We start from the raw sequence: 14,442 nt of genomic DNA on the forward strand, positions 1-14,442 counted from the left end.
GCCATGTCGTTCCTTCAGCGATAGCTTTGATAGACGCGCGTGCTGCCATCGGCCAGCACGAGCAGCACGTCGTAGGGGTCGCGCCGGTCGCCATAGTCCGGCCCGTCCATCCCCGGCGAGCCGACCGGCATGCCGGGCACGGCGAGGCCGACGGCCTTGGGCTTTTCCTTCAGGAGGCGCCGCACTTCGCGCGCGGGCACGTGGCCCTCGATGGCATAGCCGCCGACGAGCCCGGTGTGGCACGAGCCCAGCTTGGCCGGGATGCCCAGCCGCGTGCGCGCGGCGGTGTTGCCATCGTCGTGCACCTTGGTGGCAAAGCCGTTCCTGTCGAGGTGCTTCACCCAGTCTTGGCAGCAGCCGCAGTTCGGGTCTTTCCAGATCTCGACCATCGGCGCGGCGGCCATGGCGGCCAGCGGCAGGCCGGCGGTGGATGCGAGCGCCAGCAGCGGGCCGGCGCGCTTCATGAAGTTTCGTCGTTGCATGAGGATCTCCTTGTTGAACCGATCAGGGCTTGGACGTGGCCGCCAGCACGCGGATGCGGCCGGCCATGCCGAGTTCGAAGTGGTCTTTCACCAGGCACGCGAAGTCGAAGTCGCCCGCGCGGTTGAAGGTCCAGACCATGTCGCCGGTCTTGCCGGCGGGCACGTGCACCATCCATGGCTCGTCGTGTTCCATCTCCGGGTGCTTCTTCATCAGGGCCGCGTGGTTCGCGATCTCTGCCTCGGTGCCGAGCACGAGCTCGTGCAGCTCTTTGCCCTTGTTCTTCAGACGCAGGCGGATGGTGTCGCCCTCGCGCACTTCGATGACCGAAGGCGTGAAGCTCATGTCGTCGGCCATCGCGATATCGATGGTGCGGCGCACGGCGCCGGGCTTGCCTGCGATGCCCCAGGGCTTTTGCTCGGGCGCGGCCGTGGCGGCGGCCTTCGGTTTCGCGCCGTGCTTTTCGTGGGCGTGCGAGCCGGTTGAGAAGGCCGCCAGCGCGAGGCAGACGGCGGCGAGCGTGGGTGTCTTGTTCATGGGTTGAACTCCGGAAAAAGAATTGAAGTGAATGGGTTCAGTGCTTGTGCGCGCCGCTGCCCGAGGGCTTGCGCACGGTCGCGTCGGTGCTGCTGCTGGCAGATGGCGCACCAGAAGATGAATTGCGCTCAGCCGGCGGCACCGAGGCCCCGGGCACTTCGCGCGCCACCGTTCCGGCCGGATGCTTGAACCAACCCGGGTCCTTGTAGTCCCCCGGCTGCTGGTCGCGCCGCACCTTCAGCAGCGTGAACATGCCGCCCATCTCGGCCGCACCGAACGGGCCGGTGCCGGTCATCATCGGCATGGTGTTGTCGGGCAGGGGCATTTCCATGGCGCCCATGTCGGCCATGCCCTTGTCGCCCATCACCATGTAGTCGGGCACGAGCTTCCGGATCTTGTCGGCCACGCCCTTGTGGTCCACGCCGATCATGGTCGGCACGTCATGGCCCATCGGTCCCATCGTGTGGTGCGACTTGTGGCAGTGCAGCGCCCAGTCGCCTTCCTCGTCGGCGATGAATTCCATCTGCCGCATCTGGCCCACCGCCACGTCCACCGACACCTCGGGCCAGCGCGCGGTGCGCGGCACGGGGCCGCCATCGGTGCCGGTCACCTCGAACTCATGGCCGTGGATGTGGATCGGGTGGTTGGTCATCGTGAGGTTGCCCACGCGGATGCGCACCCGGTCTCCACGGCGCACGTTGAGCGTGTCGATGCCCGGGAACACGCGGCTGTTGAAGCTCCAGATGTTGAAGTCGGTCATGGTGTTGACCTTGGGCGTGGCGCTGCCGGGTTCCACGTCGAAGCTGCCGAGCAGGAAGCAGAAGTCGCGCTGCACCGGCTCGATGAGCGGATGGTTTTGCTTTGGGTGCGTGACCCAGAAGCCCATCATCCCCATCGCCATCTGCACCATCTCGTCGGCATGCGGGTGGTACATGAAGGTGCCGGGCCGGCGCGCGGTGAACTCGTAGACGAAGGTCTTGCCCGGCGGAATGTGCGGCTGCGTGATGCCGCCCACGCCGTCCATGCCGTTGGGCAGGCGCTGGCCGTGCCAGTGCACGGTGGTGTGCTCGGGCAGCCGGTTGGTCACGTAGATGCGTACGCGGTCGCCCTCGACCACCTCGATGGTCGGGCCGGGCGACTGGCCGTTGTAGCCCCACATGTTGACCTTGAAGCCGGGCGCCATCTCGCGCACCACCGGCTCGGCGACAAGGTGGAATTCCTTGACGCCGGCGTTCATGCGCCAAGGCAGCGTCCAGCCGTTGAGGGTGACGACGGGGTTGTAGGGGCGGCCGGTCGGCGGTGTGAGCGGCGGTGCGGTGGCGGTGGAGCCTTGCATCACCGGCTCGGGCAGCGCGGCCATGGAGACGCGGCTGACTGTGGTGGCGGCCACGGCCGTGGCGGCGCCTGCGAAGAAGTTGCGGCGGTTCATCTCAGTGTCCTCCCGCCGCAGGCGCATCGCTGGCCGTTGCGGTTTGCAGCGCCGTCATGCCACCCGGCGAAGTGCCGGTGAGCGCGAGCTGCAGGTCCGTATCGGCCAGCCAGAAATCGCGCTGCGCCTCCATGCCCGCGTTGACGACGAGCATGCTCGCGCGGGTTTCGGCGAGCAGCTCCCACACGCTCGCGAGCATGCCGTTGTAGCGAAGCACCATCTCCTCGTTCACTTTCTTGCGCAGCGGCAGCACCTCGTCGCGGTAGCGGCGTGCCAGCGCATAGGCGGTGTTCCAGCCCTGCCAGGCCTCGCGCGCTTCGCTCGTGGCCAGCACGCCCACGTCGCGCACGCGGGCGGCCGACTGCATGTACTGCGCCTCGGCGCGGCCGGTGCGGGCCTGGCCCCAGTCGAACAGCGGCAGCGGCAGGTCGAGTTCGAAGCCGCGCTGGGTCGAGCGCGATCGGTCGGCGTCGTTGGCGAAGGTGGTGTTGCGGACACCGCCGATTTCCATCGCGTTGATGACGCTGGTGGCACGCGTGAGGCCGAGCGAATCGGCCACCGCCGTGTTCTGCGCCTGGGCCGAACGCACGTCGAGCCGGTCGCGCAGCGCGCGGGCCTGCACGTCGCCGAGCTCGGGCGCGGACTGCGGCAGCGGGGGCAGGCGATCGGGCAGGGTGTAGCCGGCGCGCTCGCCGCCGAGGCCGAGCAATCGGTTGAGTTGCTCGCGCGTGGCGACGGCTGTCTGCTCGGCGCGCGCGAGCTGTGCCGCGGCATCGGCCAGCAGCAGCTGTTCGCGTGTGCGCTGCAGCGCGCTCCAGTTGCCGGCCTGTGCCATGCGGTGTGCAAGCTCGGCGCCGGCTTCGGCGGCCTCCTTGGCATCGCGCAGGTACGCCACGCTCTGCTGCGCCGAGACTGCGCGCACCCATGCGCGGCGCGTGTCGGCAGCCAGCATCAGCACGCTCTGCGCGGCCTGCAGCTTGGCGGCCTCGTGCCGCTGGCCGGCCCATCGGGCCTGCCACGGCAGCGTGACCAGGCCGATCACGTTGAAGCTCAGCATCCGCTCGAATTCGCGCTCGCGGCCCTCTGCCAGGCGGCTGAACGACAGCACCGGGTTCGGCAGGCTCGACGCCTGCACGCGGTCGGCATCGCTCAGCTGCAGCGTGGCAAAGGCGTCCTGCACACGCGGGCTGTTGATCAGTGCGATGCGCACGGCCGCCTCGGCGTCGAGGGGCTTGGCGAGCAGGGCATCGACGCTCTTCTGCGAGGCTTCATCGGGCACGCGCTGCGCGGTGTTGCCCGCCATCAGCGGATTGCCCGCGACCAGCGCCTGCACGTCGGCAGCGCCGCCGTCGGGCGACAGGCTGGCGCACCCGGCCAGCGTCAGGGCGCTGGCGAGTGCGGCGGCGCGCTGGAGCAGCGCGCTACTTCTTCGATAGCGAGGGGGGCCGGCAAGCTGCCGGCGAACAATGGGGTTCACGCTCGATCTCCATGAGCAATACGACGGACGCCGCGAGCCGGCAAAGGCTCACCGCGGACGGACTACGGGCAGGGAGATCAGGAAATGGGCGGCTTCAGGCCCGGCACGGGCTCTGCGCTCGCGAAGCGGGCCGCGCGGGCCGCCGGTGGCGCCTGGGGGGCGCTGTGTGCGATGTCGACGAGGGGTGTGCCACCGAGGGCCACCGTGTGGCAGACCTGGCAGGCGGTGCAAGTGCCGCAGTCCTGGTGGTCGGCACCGTGGTCGTTGCTGCTGCTGCCATCGTCGTGGTGCGCCATGGTGTCCGTGCCGTGGTCGGCAGCGTCCATGGCTTCATGGCAATGCGCGTCCGCCGCCACCGAGGCCGAGGCGGCCGGCATCGAATGCCGCACCATCTCGACCGCCATGGCATCGCCCAGCCAGCCGCGGATGGGCAGCAGGGCGATCATGAGGGCGAGCAGCAGCGTGCGCATGGAGAGCGATGATAAACCTGCGTCCTAAGACACCAGCTGCCCGCGGGCCTTGTCCACCCACACCTGCAGGTTGTCGAGCAGGTCCTTCTGGCTGAACGAGCAGCTCTCCTCGCTGAAGAGCGCACTCGACTCCAGCCGGTCGAGCAGGTTCAGCAGCACCTCGCCGTAGCGCGGAGGCAGGGCGCCCAGCAGCTCGGTGCTGGCGCGGGCATCGTTCGAGAGCAAGGTGACCGAGTCCCCGCCGCCGTTCTTCAGCCCTTCGATGCGGCCGCCGAGGACCGCCAGTTGCTGCTGTGCGACGGTGCTGCTCATGACGGGACCTTGCCGGAGGGCGGCAGCGACAGGCCGCGTTCGCGCACCAGGTCGCGCAGCGTGTCGGGGTAGTCGGTGATCAGGCCGTCCACGCCCCAGTCCATCAGCCGCTGCATGTCGGCGCGCTGGTTCACGGTCCAGGGCAGCACCTTCATGCCGAGCTTCTGGGCTTCCTTGATGACGGCGGGCGTGAGGTCGGCGTAGGCGGGCGACCAGATCACCGGGCCGGGCCCGTTGCTCGCGGCGGCTTTCACCATCAGCGGCACCGACGGGAAACCGGCCGCATCGAGCCCGGCGGTCCAGCGGCTGTCCTTCAGCGTGCGGGCGGTGGTGAGGTAGGCGCGCGGCAGTTGCGGCGCGTACTGGCCGACCAGCGCCAGCGTGCGCCAGTCGAAGCTTTGCACGGTCACGCGGCCGGCCATGCCCGCCTTGTCGATGTCGGCGAGCAGCGCGCGCACCATGGGTTCGGGCGCGGCGGTTTCGCCCGGTTTGTTCGGGTCGATCTTGGTTTCGATGTTGAAGCGCACCGTGGCCGCCGCGGCGCCGCGCGCCTGCACCATGGCGAACAGCGCGGCCAGCGTGGGAATGCGTTCGCCGTCGCTCGGCTGCTGCAGCGCGAACTGCCTGCCGTAGTTGCTGTCATGGTTCAGGCGGCCCACGTCGTAGGTCTGCAGTTGCGCGAGCGTGAGCGAACGGATGGCCGCGCCGCTTTTCGGCGCGAGCCAGTTGCCGCTGGCGTCGCGCGTGTGGTCGGGGTTGAGCGTGGTGTCGTGCGAGATCACGACCACGTTGTCGGCCGTGAGGCCGATGTCCAGTTCGAGCGTGGTCACGCCCAGGTCGATGGCTCTGGAGAACGCGGCCAGCGTGTTCTCGGGCGCCAGGCCCCTTCCGCCGCGGTGGGCCTGCAGGTCGAAGTGCTGCTTGGGTGTGGGCGCCAGGGCGGCGCAACCCGCGATCAGCAGCGCGGCGACGAACAGGTGGTATTTCATTTGAGCTGTACCTTGATGCCGGTTTCTTGCACCGTGATGTCACCGATTTCGTAAGTCTTGCGGCCCATCGTGAGCTCGTCGGCGCTGAAGCTGCGCAGCACCTGGCCTTGCAGCAGCTCCTGCGCGACGATGGCGCCCACCTTCTGCAGCCGCTCCGCATCGCGGCCTTCCACGCCCTGCAGTTCCAGGCGCTCGGCCTTGGGCTGGTCCAGCCGCAGGGTGCGCGTGGCGGCGTCGTAGCGCAGCGCGCTGCTCATCGACACCACGCCCTGCACCGGCGAGGCAGCCAGCAGGGGGCTGGCAATGGTCAGCGTGGCGGTGAGGGCGGCGCGGTTGGCGCCCGCATCCAGGCCCAGCTGCGGATCGCGAAGGCCGACCATGAAGATCTCCGCATAGCGCTCGGCCACGGGGAAGCGCCTGGCGATCATCGCCTGCAGCTCGTCGCGGGTGGCGGTGTATTCGCTGGTGAAGAAGTTGAAGCCGGCCAGCGCCGCGAAGGGGGCTTGCAGGGCTGCGGCGCCCAGCAGTGCGTGCAGCACCCGGCGGCGGGAGGTAAGGGGCGGTGAGCAGAGGTTCATGGCGGCGCTAGCTTGCCACAGGCGGATGGGGTCCTGCCAGCGCCGGGTGGCGACGCCGCATGTCGGACAGTCGGCGAGAAGCCGAAGCGCTCGTAGAGCCCCCGCAGCGGGGGGCGGTCGGCCACGCGCTCCTGCCGCAGCAGCAGCCGGCCTACTCCGGCCCGGCTTGTTCGATCTGCATCGTGCCGTAGCAGATCGGCGGCCTCTGGCTGCTATTGCCAGCGATAGCGCGCCGTCAACGTTGCCGAGCGACGGATGCCCTCGTAGCACTCGCCGTGGTAGCAGATCGAGTTGTACTTCTTGTCCGCCAGGTTGGAGATGTTCAGCGCGAAACGCCAAGGGCCGCGCTCGTAGTGCGCGGCCGCATCCACGAGCGTCACGCCACGCTCGAAGGTGGAGTTGGACTCGTCGTTCTGCCGCTTGCCGATGTAGCGCACGCCGCCGCCGAAGCCCAGGCCGTTGCCCAGCGTGTAGTCGAGCCACACCGAAGCGGACTGCCGGGGCACCAGCGGCGGGATCTTGCCAACCTCGCCCGGATCGGCGCTGTCGAGCACCTTCATGTCCAGCCAGGTGTAGGCAGCCGCGAGGTTCAGGCCCGGCACGAGCTCGCCCTTGGCTTCGAGTTCGATGCCGCGCGAGCGCTGCCTGCCGACCTGGCGTCCCTCGCCGGTTCCCGGGTCGTAGGTCACCACGTTGGTCTTGCGCAGGTCGAAGGCCGCGGCGGTGAACAGGGTTCGCGTGCCCGCGGGCTGGAACTTGATGCCGACCTCGATCTGCTTGCCGCGGCTGGGCTTGAAGGGCTCGCTGTTCGCGTCCACGCCGCTGTTGGGCAGGAAGGATGTGACATGGCTGATGTAGGGCGCCCAGCCATTGCCCAGCAGGTAGGTCAGGCCGGCTCGGCCGCTGAACGCGCTGTCCGATTGCCGGGTGTGGCTCGCGTCCAGGTAGTCGTCGGTGAGCTGACGCACGTGATCCTGGCGGCCGCCGAGGGTAGCGACCCAGTTCTCGCCGAACTTGATCTGGTCCTGGACGTAGAAGCCGGTCTGTCGCGTCGACTGGGCCAGGTTGCTCAGCGGGTCGGTGGGCATCGTCACGGCCTGGCCGTAGACGGGCGCGAACAGGTCGAGGTCGGGCGCCGGGCCGATGAAGCGCCGCTGCTTGCCCTTTTGGTCGCTGTAGTCGACGCCCAGCAGCACCGTGTGCTGGACCGAGCCGTACTGCAGCTTGCCCTGCACGCTGGTATCCAGTGCTGTCAGGTTCACGGGGTCGTTCCAGGTCCTCGCGCTGCGAGAGAGCGTGTGCTGGTCTTCGCCGAGCGAACCGGCCCAGACCGCGCGCCGGGCCATGTCGATCTGGCTGTAGCGGAAGTTCTGGCGCAAGGTCCAAGCGTCGTTCAGGGCCGTTTCGAAGCGATAGCCTATGGCGCTGGACGTCTGCTTCAGCTGGCCGAAGCTATGGTCGCCCACCTTGATGGGGTAGCGAACGTAGTTCTGGGTCAGGTAGTAGGGGTCTTCGGCCGTGTTGTTCCTGAGGAATTCTCCGAAGACAGTCAACGAGGTTGTTGCATTGGGCTGCCAGCGCACGGAAGGCGCGATGTAGCTGCGCGTGTGGTTCAGCTTGCGTCCGTCGGGGTACCGGTCCTGGTCGTTGCTGTCCAGGCCCACGCCGATCAGGCGGTAGCTCAGGTCTGTGTTGTTGCCGATCTGGTCGCCGAGGTCGAACGCCAACTGTTTTCGCTGGAAGCTGCCGTACTGGACTTCGATTTCGCGGATCCGCTCGCCGGGCTGCTTGCTCACGCGATTGACGATGCCGCCTGCATCCCCCTTGCCGAAGACCATCGACGAAGGGCCGCGCAGCACCTCCACGCGCTCCAGGCCGTAGGGCTCGGTCAGATAGTAGGTGGGCAGGAACGCCGGTTGGCCGAGCCCGTCCCGGTAGATGCCGGTGACGCCGGCATCGAAACCCCGCAACAGGATGTACTCCCAGCCGCGGTTGTCGGGGCCGTAGGTGCTCGTCGTGACGCCGGGCGTGTAGCGCACGGCATCCATGACGTCCTGCGCGCCGCGCGCTTCCATTTCCTCGCGGCCGATGACGGAGATCGACTGCGGCACCTCAATGAGCGGCGTGTCGGTCTTGGTGGCCGTGGCGCTGATCCGCGCGGCGTAGCCCGGCACCGGGCCGGTAGCGGTCTCGCGTTCGGCGGTCGCCGTCACCCGCACCGCAGGGAGGACGCGTGCGTCGGCGGCAGGCGCGGGATCGGCAGGCGCGGGCTGGCTGCGCAGCACATAACCGCCGCTGTCCAGTCGCACGGCCAGCAGGCCGGAGCCGGCGAGCAGGGCGGCCAGCGCCTCCTGCTGCGTGAACTGCCCGCGCACGCCGGCAGTGCGCTTGCCTTCGGTCTGCTCCGGGACGAAGCTCAGCGGCAGGTTGGCCGCGCTGGCGAAGCCGCGCAGCGCCGGGGCCAGCGGGCCCTCAGGAACGTCGTAGTTGCGGCGGCCGGCCTGCTGCGCTTGCGAGCCGGTGTCTGCGGTTGCCTGGGCGTGGCCTGTGCCCACCATGCCGGCCTGTGCGGCCACGAGCGCAAGGCCGCAGAGTGCGGACGCGGAAATTCCCTGAGCTGGATGCTTGTTTTTGTGTCTGCGCTGGCGCCCGTTGGTCGGCATGGTGGTCTCTCGAAGTGGTTGCTGAAAAGAAGCCCTCACTTGACAGGTGCCGCGAGAAATGAAATCGGGCAGGCGAAAACGAAAGAATCTTCAAAAAAGTCTGTCGAGCCTCTATCGCGCCGGTTCCACGCTCGCCCAGTAGCGGGTGCGGAGGCGCACCTGCACCGGCAGCACGCTGGGCAGCATCGCGAGGATGCGGTCGGTATCGCCCAGTGGAAACACGCCCGACAGACGCAGCCCGGCCACCGCCGGGTCGCAGCGCACGAGGCCCGGCCGGTAGCGGGCGAGCTCGTCGAGGAAATCGCTCAGCCGCATGTCGTCGGCAATGATCTGGCCGAGCGACCAAGCGGAGGTCTGCTCGTCCACCGGCACGGGTGCGGCGATGTCGCCGATGCCGAACGAAGTGCGCTCGCCGGCGCGAAGCAGCAGCGGCGGGCCCGAGGCTGCGAGCGGCGTGATCTCGACCGCGCTTTCGAGCACGGCGACGCGAGTGCGGCCGTTGTCCTGCCGCACGGTGAACCGGGTGCCAAGTGCGTGGATGCGGCCTTCGGCGGTGTCGACCACGAAGGGTGGGTTTTCGGCCAGGGCGTGGCCGGTGACGATCATCACTTCGCCTGCCACCAGTCGCACCTGCCGGCGCTGACTGTCGAATCGCACATCGACGGCGCTGGCTGTGTTGAGCACGATGCGCGTGCCGTCGTCCAGCGACACGCTGCGTTGTTCGCCGGTGCCGGTGCGGAAGTCGGCCACCGACTGCTGCCAGGTCTGGGTACGCGAGGCGAGCACGCCGGTGGCGCCTAGCCAGAGGAGGGCGCGCATCGCCTTGCGCCGGGCGGGCGCTTGACGCGCAGTCGAGAGCGCGACATGGGCGGCCGCTGGATTCAAGCCTTTGAGGCGCGCAGCGAAGCTCTCGACGTGCTGCCACGCGCGCTCGTGGTCGGGGTGGCTGCATCGCCATTGCTGCCAGCGCTGGCGGTCTTCCTCGGTGGCCTCGCCGGACATCAGCACGGTGAGCCAATCGGAGGCTTCGTCGGCAATGCGGTCGCTGAAGGATCGCGCCGCGACGCTGTTCGGTGTCACCGGCATCTCAAGGGGGCGTGCCGAAAAAACATTGCCGGTTCGCGCGCGACAGGTACTGCTTGACCGAACTGGCCGACACGCCGAGCCGTCCAGCGATCTCCGCGTAGCTCAGTCCTTCGAGATGGGCCAGCAAGAAGGCCTCCTTCACGGCGGGCGGCAGACTGTCCAGCACAAGGTCCACCTGGTGCAGTGCCTCGATGGCCAGCAACTGCACTTCGGGCGAAGGCGCCATGTCGGGCCCGATGACGGCCAGCGCCTCAAGGTAGCTCACCTCCAGGACCTGCCGGCGATGCCGGTGGGCCATGAGCCTGCGGGCGATCGTGGCAAGGAAGGGGCGCGGTTCCCGGATGTCACCCGGCCCACCGCCTGTGATCACGCTGACAAAGGTGTCTTGAGCCAGGTCGGCCGCGGCGAACGAGTCGCCCAGCTTGCGGCGCAGCCACGTCTGGAGCCAGCCGTGGTGATCGCAATAGAGCGCCCGCACCTCTTGTTGCATGGCGGACTCGGCGGCAGACATAGCATCCCTCTCGGCCAGCTGCCTGGCGCGGGTTAATTAATGAGAACGTTTCTCATTCATTTTAAATGTGCCTGAATGCCAGAGGCAACATGTGTGTCGCCGCCGTGCCGAATGACCTGGAAACTTGCCGCTTCGGAGGGCGCGGGAATGGCTGCGGGTCAAATCGAGGTCGTCGGCGGAAAAAACAGGCCTGGATGATCAGTCGTGCAACGAGGAAAGAAACTGCTTCAACTCCGCCGTCTGCGGATTCCCGAACAGCTCCCCCGGCGGCCCCATCTCGTGCACGCGTCCCTGGTGCATGAAGATCACCCGGTCGCTCACCTTGCGCGCAAAGCTCATCTCGTGCGTGACCATCAGGAGCGTCATGCCTTCGTCGGCCAGCGACTCCACCACGCGCAGCACCTCGCCCACCAGTTCGGGGTCGAGCGCGGAGGTGATCTCGTCGCACAGCAGCACGGCCGGCTCCATGGCGAGTGCGCGGGCAATGGCCACGCGCTGTTGCTGGCCGCCCGACAGCTGGTCGGGCATGGCATCGAACTTCTCGGCCAGGCCCACGCGTTCGAGCAGCTTGCGCGCCTGCGAGGCGGCTTCCAGCGACGAGCGCTTCTTCACCAGCGTGGGCGCGAGCATCACGTTCTTGCCGACCGTGAGATGCGGAAACAGGTTGAAGCCCTGAAAGATCATGCCCACGCGCTGGCGCAGCTCGCGCATGGCCATGGCGCTCTCGTGCAGCAGCGGCTTGCCGTCGACGGTGAGCGCGCCGTCCTGGAACACTTCGAGCCCGTTGATGCAGCGCAGCAGCGTGCTCTTGCCCGAGCCGCTCTTGCCGATGATGGCGATCACCTCGCCGCGCTTGACGTCCAGGTCGATGCCCTTCAGGACCTCGTTGGTGCCGTACGACTTGCGCAGCGCGGTGATGCGCACGATGGGAGCACCCACCGAGGTGGCGGGTTGTTGGGGTTCAAGCACGGCGGCCATGGGTCTTCCTCTCGAGGTTCTTGGCGTACAGGCTCACGGGGAAGCACAGCACGAAGTAAAGCAGGGCCACGCAGCTGAACACCACGAAGGGCTTGAAGGTGGCGTTCGAAATCATGCTGCCGGCCTTGGTGAGTTCGACGAAGCCGATCACCGACGCGAGCGCCGTGCCCTTGATCACCTGCACCAGAAAACCGACCGTCGGCGCAATGGCGATCTTCACGGCCTGCGGCAAGATGACGTGGCGCATCTGCTCGCCGAAGCTCAGGGCGAGGCTGCCCGAAGCTTCCCACTGGCCCTTGGGAATCGAGGCCACGCAGCCGCGCCAGATCTCGGTGAGAAAGGCGCTGGTGTAGAGCGTGAGCGCCACGCTCGCGGCGGTCCATGCCGACACGTCGATGCCGAACAGCGCAATGCCGAAGTAGGCAAGAAACAGCTGCATCAGCAGCGGCGTGCCCTGGAAGAGCTGCACGTACACGCCCACCGCCCTGTCGGCGATCTTGCCGCCCTGCAGCCGCAGGAACAGCAGCAACCCGCCCACGATGCCGCCGCCGATGAAGGCGATCAGCGAGAGCGCGACGGTCCAGCGCAGCGCCATCAGCAGGTTGCGCACGATGTCCCAAAGAGAGAAATCATTCATGACGATGGGTTCCTGCGTTCAGCGGCCGAAGAAGAACTTCGGCCCCGCCCAGTTGAGCAAACGCCGCAGCGCCACCGACAGCGCAAGGTAGATCAGCGTGGCGATGATGAAGGCCTCGAAGGCGCGGAAGTTGCGGCTCTGGATCAGGTTGGCCGCATAGCTCAGCTCCTCGGTGGAGATCTGTCCGCACACCGCCGAGCCCAGCATCACGATGATGATCTGGCTCACCATCGCGGGCCACACCTTCTTGAGCGCGGGCGGCAGCACCACGCGCAGGAACACCTGCGCCTTGCTGAGCGCCAGGCTTACCGCCGCCTCGATCTGCCCCTTGGGCGTGGCTTCGATGCCGGCGCGGATGATCTCGGTGGAATACGCGCCCAGGTTCATCACCATCGCGATCACCGACGCCACCTCGGGCGAGAGCTTCACGCCCGCGGCCGGCAGGCCGAAGAAGATGAAGAACAGCTGCACGATGAAGGGCGTGTTGCGGATCAGCTCCACATAGGTGCCCACGATGGCGCGCAGCCATGTGGGCCCGCTGGCACGCGCCCACGCGCAGAGCGTGCCCACGGCCATGCCGAGCACGGTGCCGACGGCTGTGAGGCCGATGGTCCAGGCCACGCCGCGCAGCAGCAGCGGCCATTCGGCAAGAACCGCTCCGAAATCGAATTCGATGCCCATGGCCGTGTCGGCCGATCAGACCGGCAGGTCGCCCGCGGGGCGGCCGAGCCACTTCTTGGACATGGCGTCGATGGTGCCGTCCTTGCGCGCGGCCGCGATGATTTCGTTCACCTTGGCCTTGAGCTTGTCCTCGCCCTTGGCGATGCCGACGAAGCACGGGCTGTCTTTGAGCAGCAGCTTGTATTCGGCATTGAGCTGCGGGTTCTTGACCATCATGTCGCCGGCGACGGCGGCGCTGGCGGCCAGCGTCTGCGTCTGGCCCGAGACGAAGGCGGCGATGGTGGCGTTGTTGTCCTCGAAGCGCTTGTAGTCGAGCGTGGAGGGCGCCACCTTGGCCAGTTCCTGGTCTTCCATGGCGCCGCGGGTCACGGCCACGGTCTTGCCGGCCATGTCGGCAAAGCTCTTGATGTTCATGCTCTTGGCGGCGAACACGGCCTGGAAGAAGGGCGCATAGGCCGAGGAGAAATCGATCACCTTCTCGCGCTCGGCGTTCTTGCCGAGCGTGGAGATCACCAGGTCTGCCTTGCGCGTCTGCAGGTACGGGATGCGGTTGGCGCTGGTCACGGGCACCAGCTCGATCTTCACGCCGAGCTTGGCGGCGATGAGTTCGGCCATTTCCACATCGAGGCCCTGGGGCTTCATGTTCTTGTCGACCGAGCCATAGGGCGGATAGTCGGTGGGCACAGCGATCTTGATGGTCTTGGCCTTGAGCACGTTGTCCAGGGCGTTCTGGGCATGGGCGCCGCCGGCCGCGGCCAGCATGGCGACGGAAGCGAGCGCAAGGGCGAGGTGGCGTTTGGATGCAGAGAAAGTCATAGCAGGGCTCCTAGGTAAGTCGATGAATCGGGGATGTCGTCGGGGGTGTTTTCGTGGGAAAGCGCGGCAGGTTTGCGGCGCCTGGATTTGGGCGCCGCGCTGTTCTGCAGCGGCGCCAGCGCATCGCGCAACTGCGCCAACGGATCGGTGGGCGCCTGCACGCGCAGCGCCGACTGCACCGTGCCGATGTGCGCGGCCATCAGCGCCTCGGCGGCGGCGTGGTCGCCGCGCTCGAGAGCCGCGACGATCTGCACGTGGTCTTCGCACGACTGCACCGCATCGTGCGTGCTTTGGTAGAGCATCGCGATCAGCGTGGTGCGCGCGGTGAAGTCGCGCAGCGTGTCCGCCAGGAGGGTGTTGCCCAGGCACTCGGCCAGGCACACATGAAAGTCGCCCAAAAGAAAGCTGCGGTTGCCGACGTCGCTTTCCTTCAGTGCGCTTTTTTCACGCTGAAGGTGCGCCTTCAATTGGCGCAGGGCCGCCTTGTCGAGCTTGCCGGTGCTGCCCGCGCTGCGGATCAGGCCCAGCTCGATGACGCGCCGCGCCTCGAAGGCCTCGCGCGCCTCGTCCTGCGAGGGCTCGATCACGAACCAGCCGCGCCGCGCGCTCACCGTGACGATGCCGCGCGCCGCCAGCCGGGTGAGCGCTTCGCGCACGATGGTGCGGCTGCAGTCGAAGAGCATGGCCAGCTGCTGCTCGCCCAGGCGCGAACCGGGCGCGAGCTTTTGCGCCATCACCGCTTCGACGATGCGTGCACTGATTTCGCATGCGGACGTAGACATTGGCCTGCATACCAGC

Annotated in this window: 16 protein-coding genes; all 16 read right to left on the reverse strand. The window is 67.7% G+C overall.

Features of this window, described 5'->3' with window-relative positions; genetic code table 11:
- Positions 1–14: 14 nt before the first annotated feature.
- On the reverse strand, positions 15–482 hold the full coding sequence (locus ABIC90_RS00450) for a DUF411 domain-containing protein (protein WP_354352071.1): 468 nt from the start codon (positions 480–482) through the stop codon (positions 15–17).
- A 22-nt stretch (positions 483–504) separates the two neighbouring features.
- Entirely contained in the window at positions 505–1,017 is a 513-nt protein-coding gene (locus ABIC90_RS00455) for a cupredoxin domain-containing protein (protein WP_354352072.1), read from the reverse strand.
- Between the two features lie 37 nt (positions 1,018–1,054).
- Positions 1,055–2,446 (reverse strand): multicopper oxidase family protein, encoded by a 1,392-nt coding sequence (locus ABIC90_RS00460; protein ID WP_354352073.1) that lies wholly within the window; start codon positions 2,444–2,446, stop codon positions 1,055–1,057.
- 1 nt (position 2,447) lies between these two features.
- Entirely contained in the window at positions 2,448–3,923 is a 1,476-nt protein-coding gene (locus ABIC90_RS00465) for a TolC family protein (RefSeq protein WP_354352074.1), read from the reverse strand.
- Positions 3,924–4,000: 77 nt separating this feature from the next.
- On the reverse strand, positions 4,001–4,393 hold the full coding sequence (locus ABIC90_RS00470) for a DUF2946 family protein (RefSeq protein WP_354352075.1): 393 nt from the start codon (positions 4,391–4,393) through the stop codon (positions 4,001–4,003).
- A gap of 24 nt (positions 4,394–4,417) precedes the next feature.
- Positions 4,418–4,705, reverse strand: coding sequence for a hypothetical protein (locus tag ABIC90_RS00475; protein WP_354352076.1), 288 nt, complete (start codon positions 4,703–4,705; stop codon positions 4,418–4,420).
- A complete protein-coding gene (locus tag ABIC90_RS00480) occupies positions 4,702–5,694 on the reverse strand; it encodes a glycerophosphodiester phosphodiesterase (protein ID WP_354352077.1) in 993 nt (330 codons plus the stop codon). The genes ABIC90_RS00475 and ABIC90_RS00480 overlap by 4 nt, the downstream gene beginning before the upstream one ends.
- Positions 5,691–6,272, reverse strand: a complete 582-nt coding sequence (locus tag ABIC90_RS00485) for a DUF1439 domain-containing protein (protein WP_354352078.1) — start codon at positions 6,270–6,272, stop codon at positions 5,691–5,693. Before ABIC90_RS00485 ends, ABIC90_RS00480 begins: the two co-directional genes overlap by 4 nt.
- Before the next feature lie 212 nt (positions 6,273–6,484).
- Entirely contained in the window at positions 6,485–8,848 is a 2,364-nt protein-coding gene (locus ABIC90_RS00490) for a TonB-dependent siderophore receptor (protein ID WP_354352079.1), read from the reverse strand.
- 198 nt (positions 8,849–9,046) lie between these two features.
- Positions 9,047–10,021, reverse strand: a complete 975-nt coding sequence (locus tag ABIC90_RS00495; protein ID WP_436318153.1) for a FecR domain-containing protein — start codon at positions 10,019–10,021, stop codon at positions 9,047–9,049.
- A 1-nt stretch (position 10,022) separates the two neighbouring features.
- Positions 10,023–10,532, reverse strand: coding sequence for a sigma-70 family RNA polymerase sigma factor (locus ABIC90_RS00500; RefSeq protein ID WP_354352081.1), 510 nt, complete (start codon positions 10,530–10,532; stop codon positions 10,023–10,025).
- Between the two features lie 198 nt (positions 10,533–10,730).
- Positions 10,731–11,510, reverse strand: coding sequence for an amino acid ABC transporter ATP-binding protein (locus ABIC90_RS00505; protein ID WP_354352082.1), 780 nt, complete (start codon positions 11,508–11,510; stop codon positions 10,731–10,733).
- The gene (locus ABIC90_RS00510) at positions 11,494–12,147 is read right to left on the reverse strand and encodes an amino acid ABC transporter permease (protein ID WP_354352083.1); all 654 of its coding nucleotides are present in this window, start codon (positions 12,145–12,147) and stop codon (positions 11,494–11,496) included. The genes ABIC90_RS00505 and ABIC90_RS00510 overlap by 17 nt, the downstream gene beginning before the upstream one ends.
- 18 nt (positions 12,148–12,165) lie before the next feature.
- On the reverse strand, positions 12,166–12,828 hold the full coding sequence (locus ABIC90_RS00515; RefSeq protein WP_354352084.1) for an amino acid ABC transporter permease: 663 nt from the start codon (positions 12,826–12,828) through the stop codon (positions 12,166–12,168).
- Positions 12,829–12,843: 15 nt separating this feature from the next.
- Positions 12,844–13,644: a transporter substrate-binding domain-containing protein gene (locus ABIC90_RS00520; RefSeq protein WP_354352085.1), complete on the reverse strand. Its 801-nt coding sequence runs from the start codon at positions 13,642–13,644 to the stop codon at positions 12,844–12,846.
- The gene (locus ABIC90_RS00525; RefSeq protein WP_354352086.1) at positions 13,641–14,426 is read right to left on the reverse strand and encodes a GntR family transcriptional regulator; all 786 of its coding nucleotides are present in this window, start codon (positions 14,424–14,426) and stop codon (positions 13,641–13,643) included. The genes ABIC90_RS00520 and ABIC90_RS00525 overlap by 4 nt, the downstream gene beginning before the upstream one ends.
- Positions 14,427–14,442: the final 16 nt, after the last annotated feature.

This window comes from Variovorax boronicumulans (assembly GCF_040544675.1).
GTDB classification, from domain to species: Bacteria; Pseudomonadota; Gammaproteobacteria; order Burkholderiales; family Burkholderiaceae_C; genus Variovorax; species Variovorax boronicumulans_D.

Bases quoted from the DNA above. Each gene is read 5' to 3' on its own strand.
- ABIC90_RS00450 (WP_354352071.1), bottom strand. From the start codon at position 482: ATGCAACGACGAAACTTCATGAAGCGCGCCGGCCCGCTGCTGGCGCTC.
- ABIC90_RS00455 (WP_354352072.1), bottom strand. From the start codon at position 1,017: ATGAACAAGACACCCACGCTCGCCGCCGTCTGCCTCGCGCTGGCGGCC.
- ABIC90_RS00460 (WP_354352073.1), bottom strand. From the start codon at position 2,446: ATGAACCGCCGCAACTTCTTCGCAGGCGCCGCCACGGCCGTGGCCGCC.
- ABIC90_RS00470 (WP_354352075.1), bottom strand. From the start codon at position 4,393: ATGCGCACGCTGCTGCTCGCCCTCATGATCGCCCTGCTGCCCATCCGC.
- ABIC90_RS00475 (WP_354352076.1), bottom strand. From the start codon at position 4,705: ATGAGCAGCACCGTCGCACAGCAGCAACTGGCGGTCCTCGGCGGCCGC.
- ABIC90_RS00480 (WP_354352077.1), bottom strand. From the start codon at position 5,694: ATGAAATACCACCTGTTCGTCGCCGCGCTGCTGATCGCGGGTTGCGCC.
- ABIC90_RS00485 (WP_354352078.1), bottom strand. From the start codon at position 6,272: ATGAACCTCTGCTCACCGCCCCTTACCTCCCGCCGCCGGGTGCTGCAC.
- ABIC90_RS00495 (WP_436318153.1), bottom strand. From the start codon at position 10,021: ATGCCGGTGACACCGAACAGCGTCGCGGCGCGATCCTTCAGCGACCGC.
- ABIC90_RS00500 (WP_354352081.1), bottom strand. From the start codon at position 10,532: ATGTCTGCCGCCGAGTCCGCCATGCAACAAGAGGTGCGGGCGCTCTAT.
- ABIC90_RS00505 (WP_354352082.1), bottom strand. From the start codon at position 11,510: ATGGCCGCCGTGCTTGAACCCCAACAACCCGCCACCTCGGTGGGTGCT.
- ABIC90_RS00510 (WP_354352083.1), bottom strand. From the start codon at position 12,147: ATGAATGATTTCTCTCTTTGGGACATCGTGCGCAACCTGCTGATGGCG.
- ABIC90_RS00515 (WP_354352084.1), bottom strand. From the start codon at position 12,828: ATGGGCATCGAATTCGATTTCGGAGCGGTTCTTGCCGAATGGCCGCTG.
- ABIC90_RS00520 (WP_354352085.1), bottom strand. From the start codon at position 13,644: ATGACTTTCTCTGCATCCAAACGCCACCTCGCCCTTGCGCTCGCTTCC.
- ABIC90_RS00525 (WP_354352086.1), bottom strand. From the start codon at position 14,426: ATGTCTACGTCCGCATGCGAAATCAGTGCACGCATCGTCGAAGCGGTG.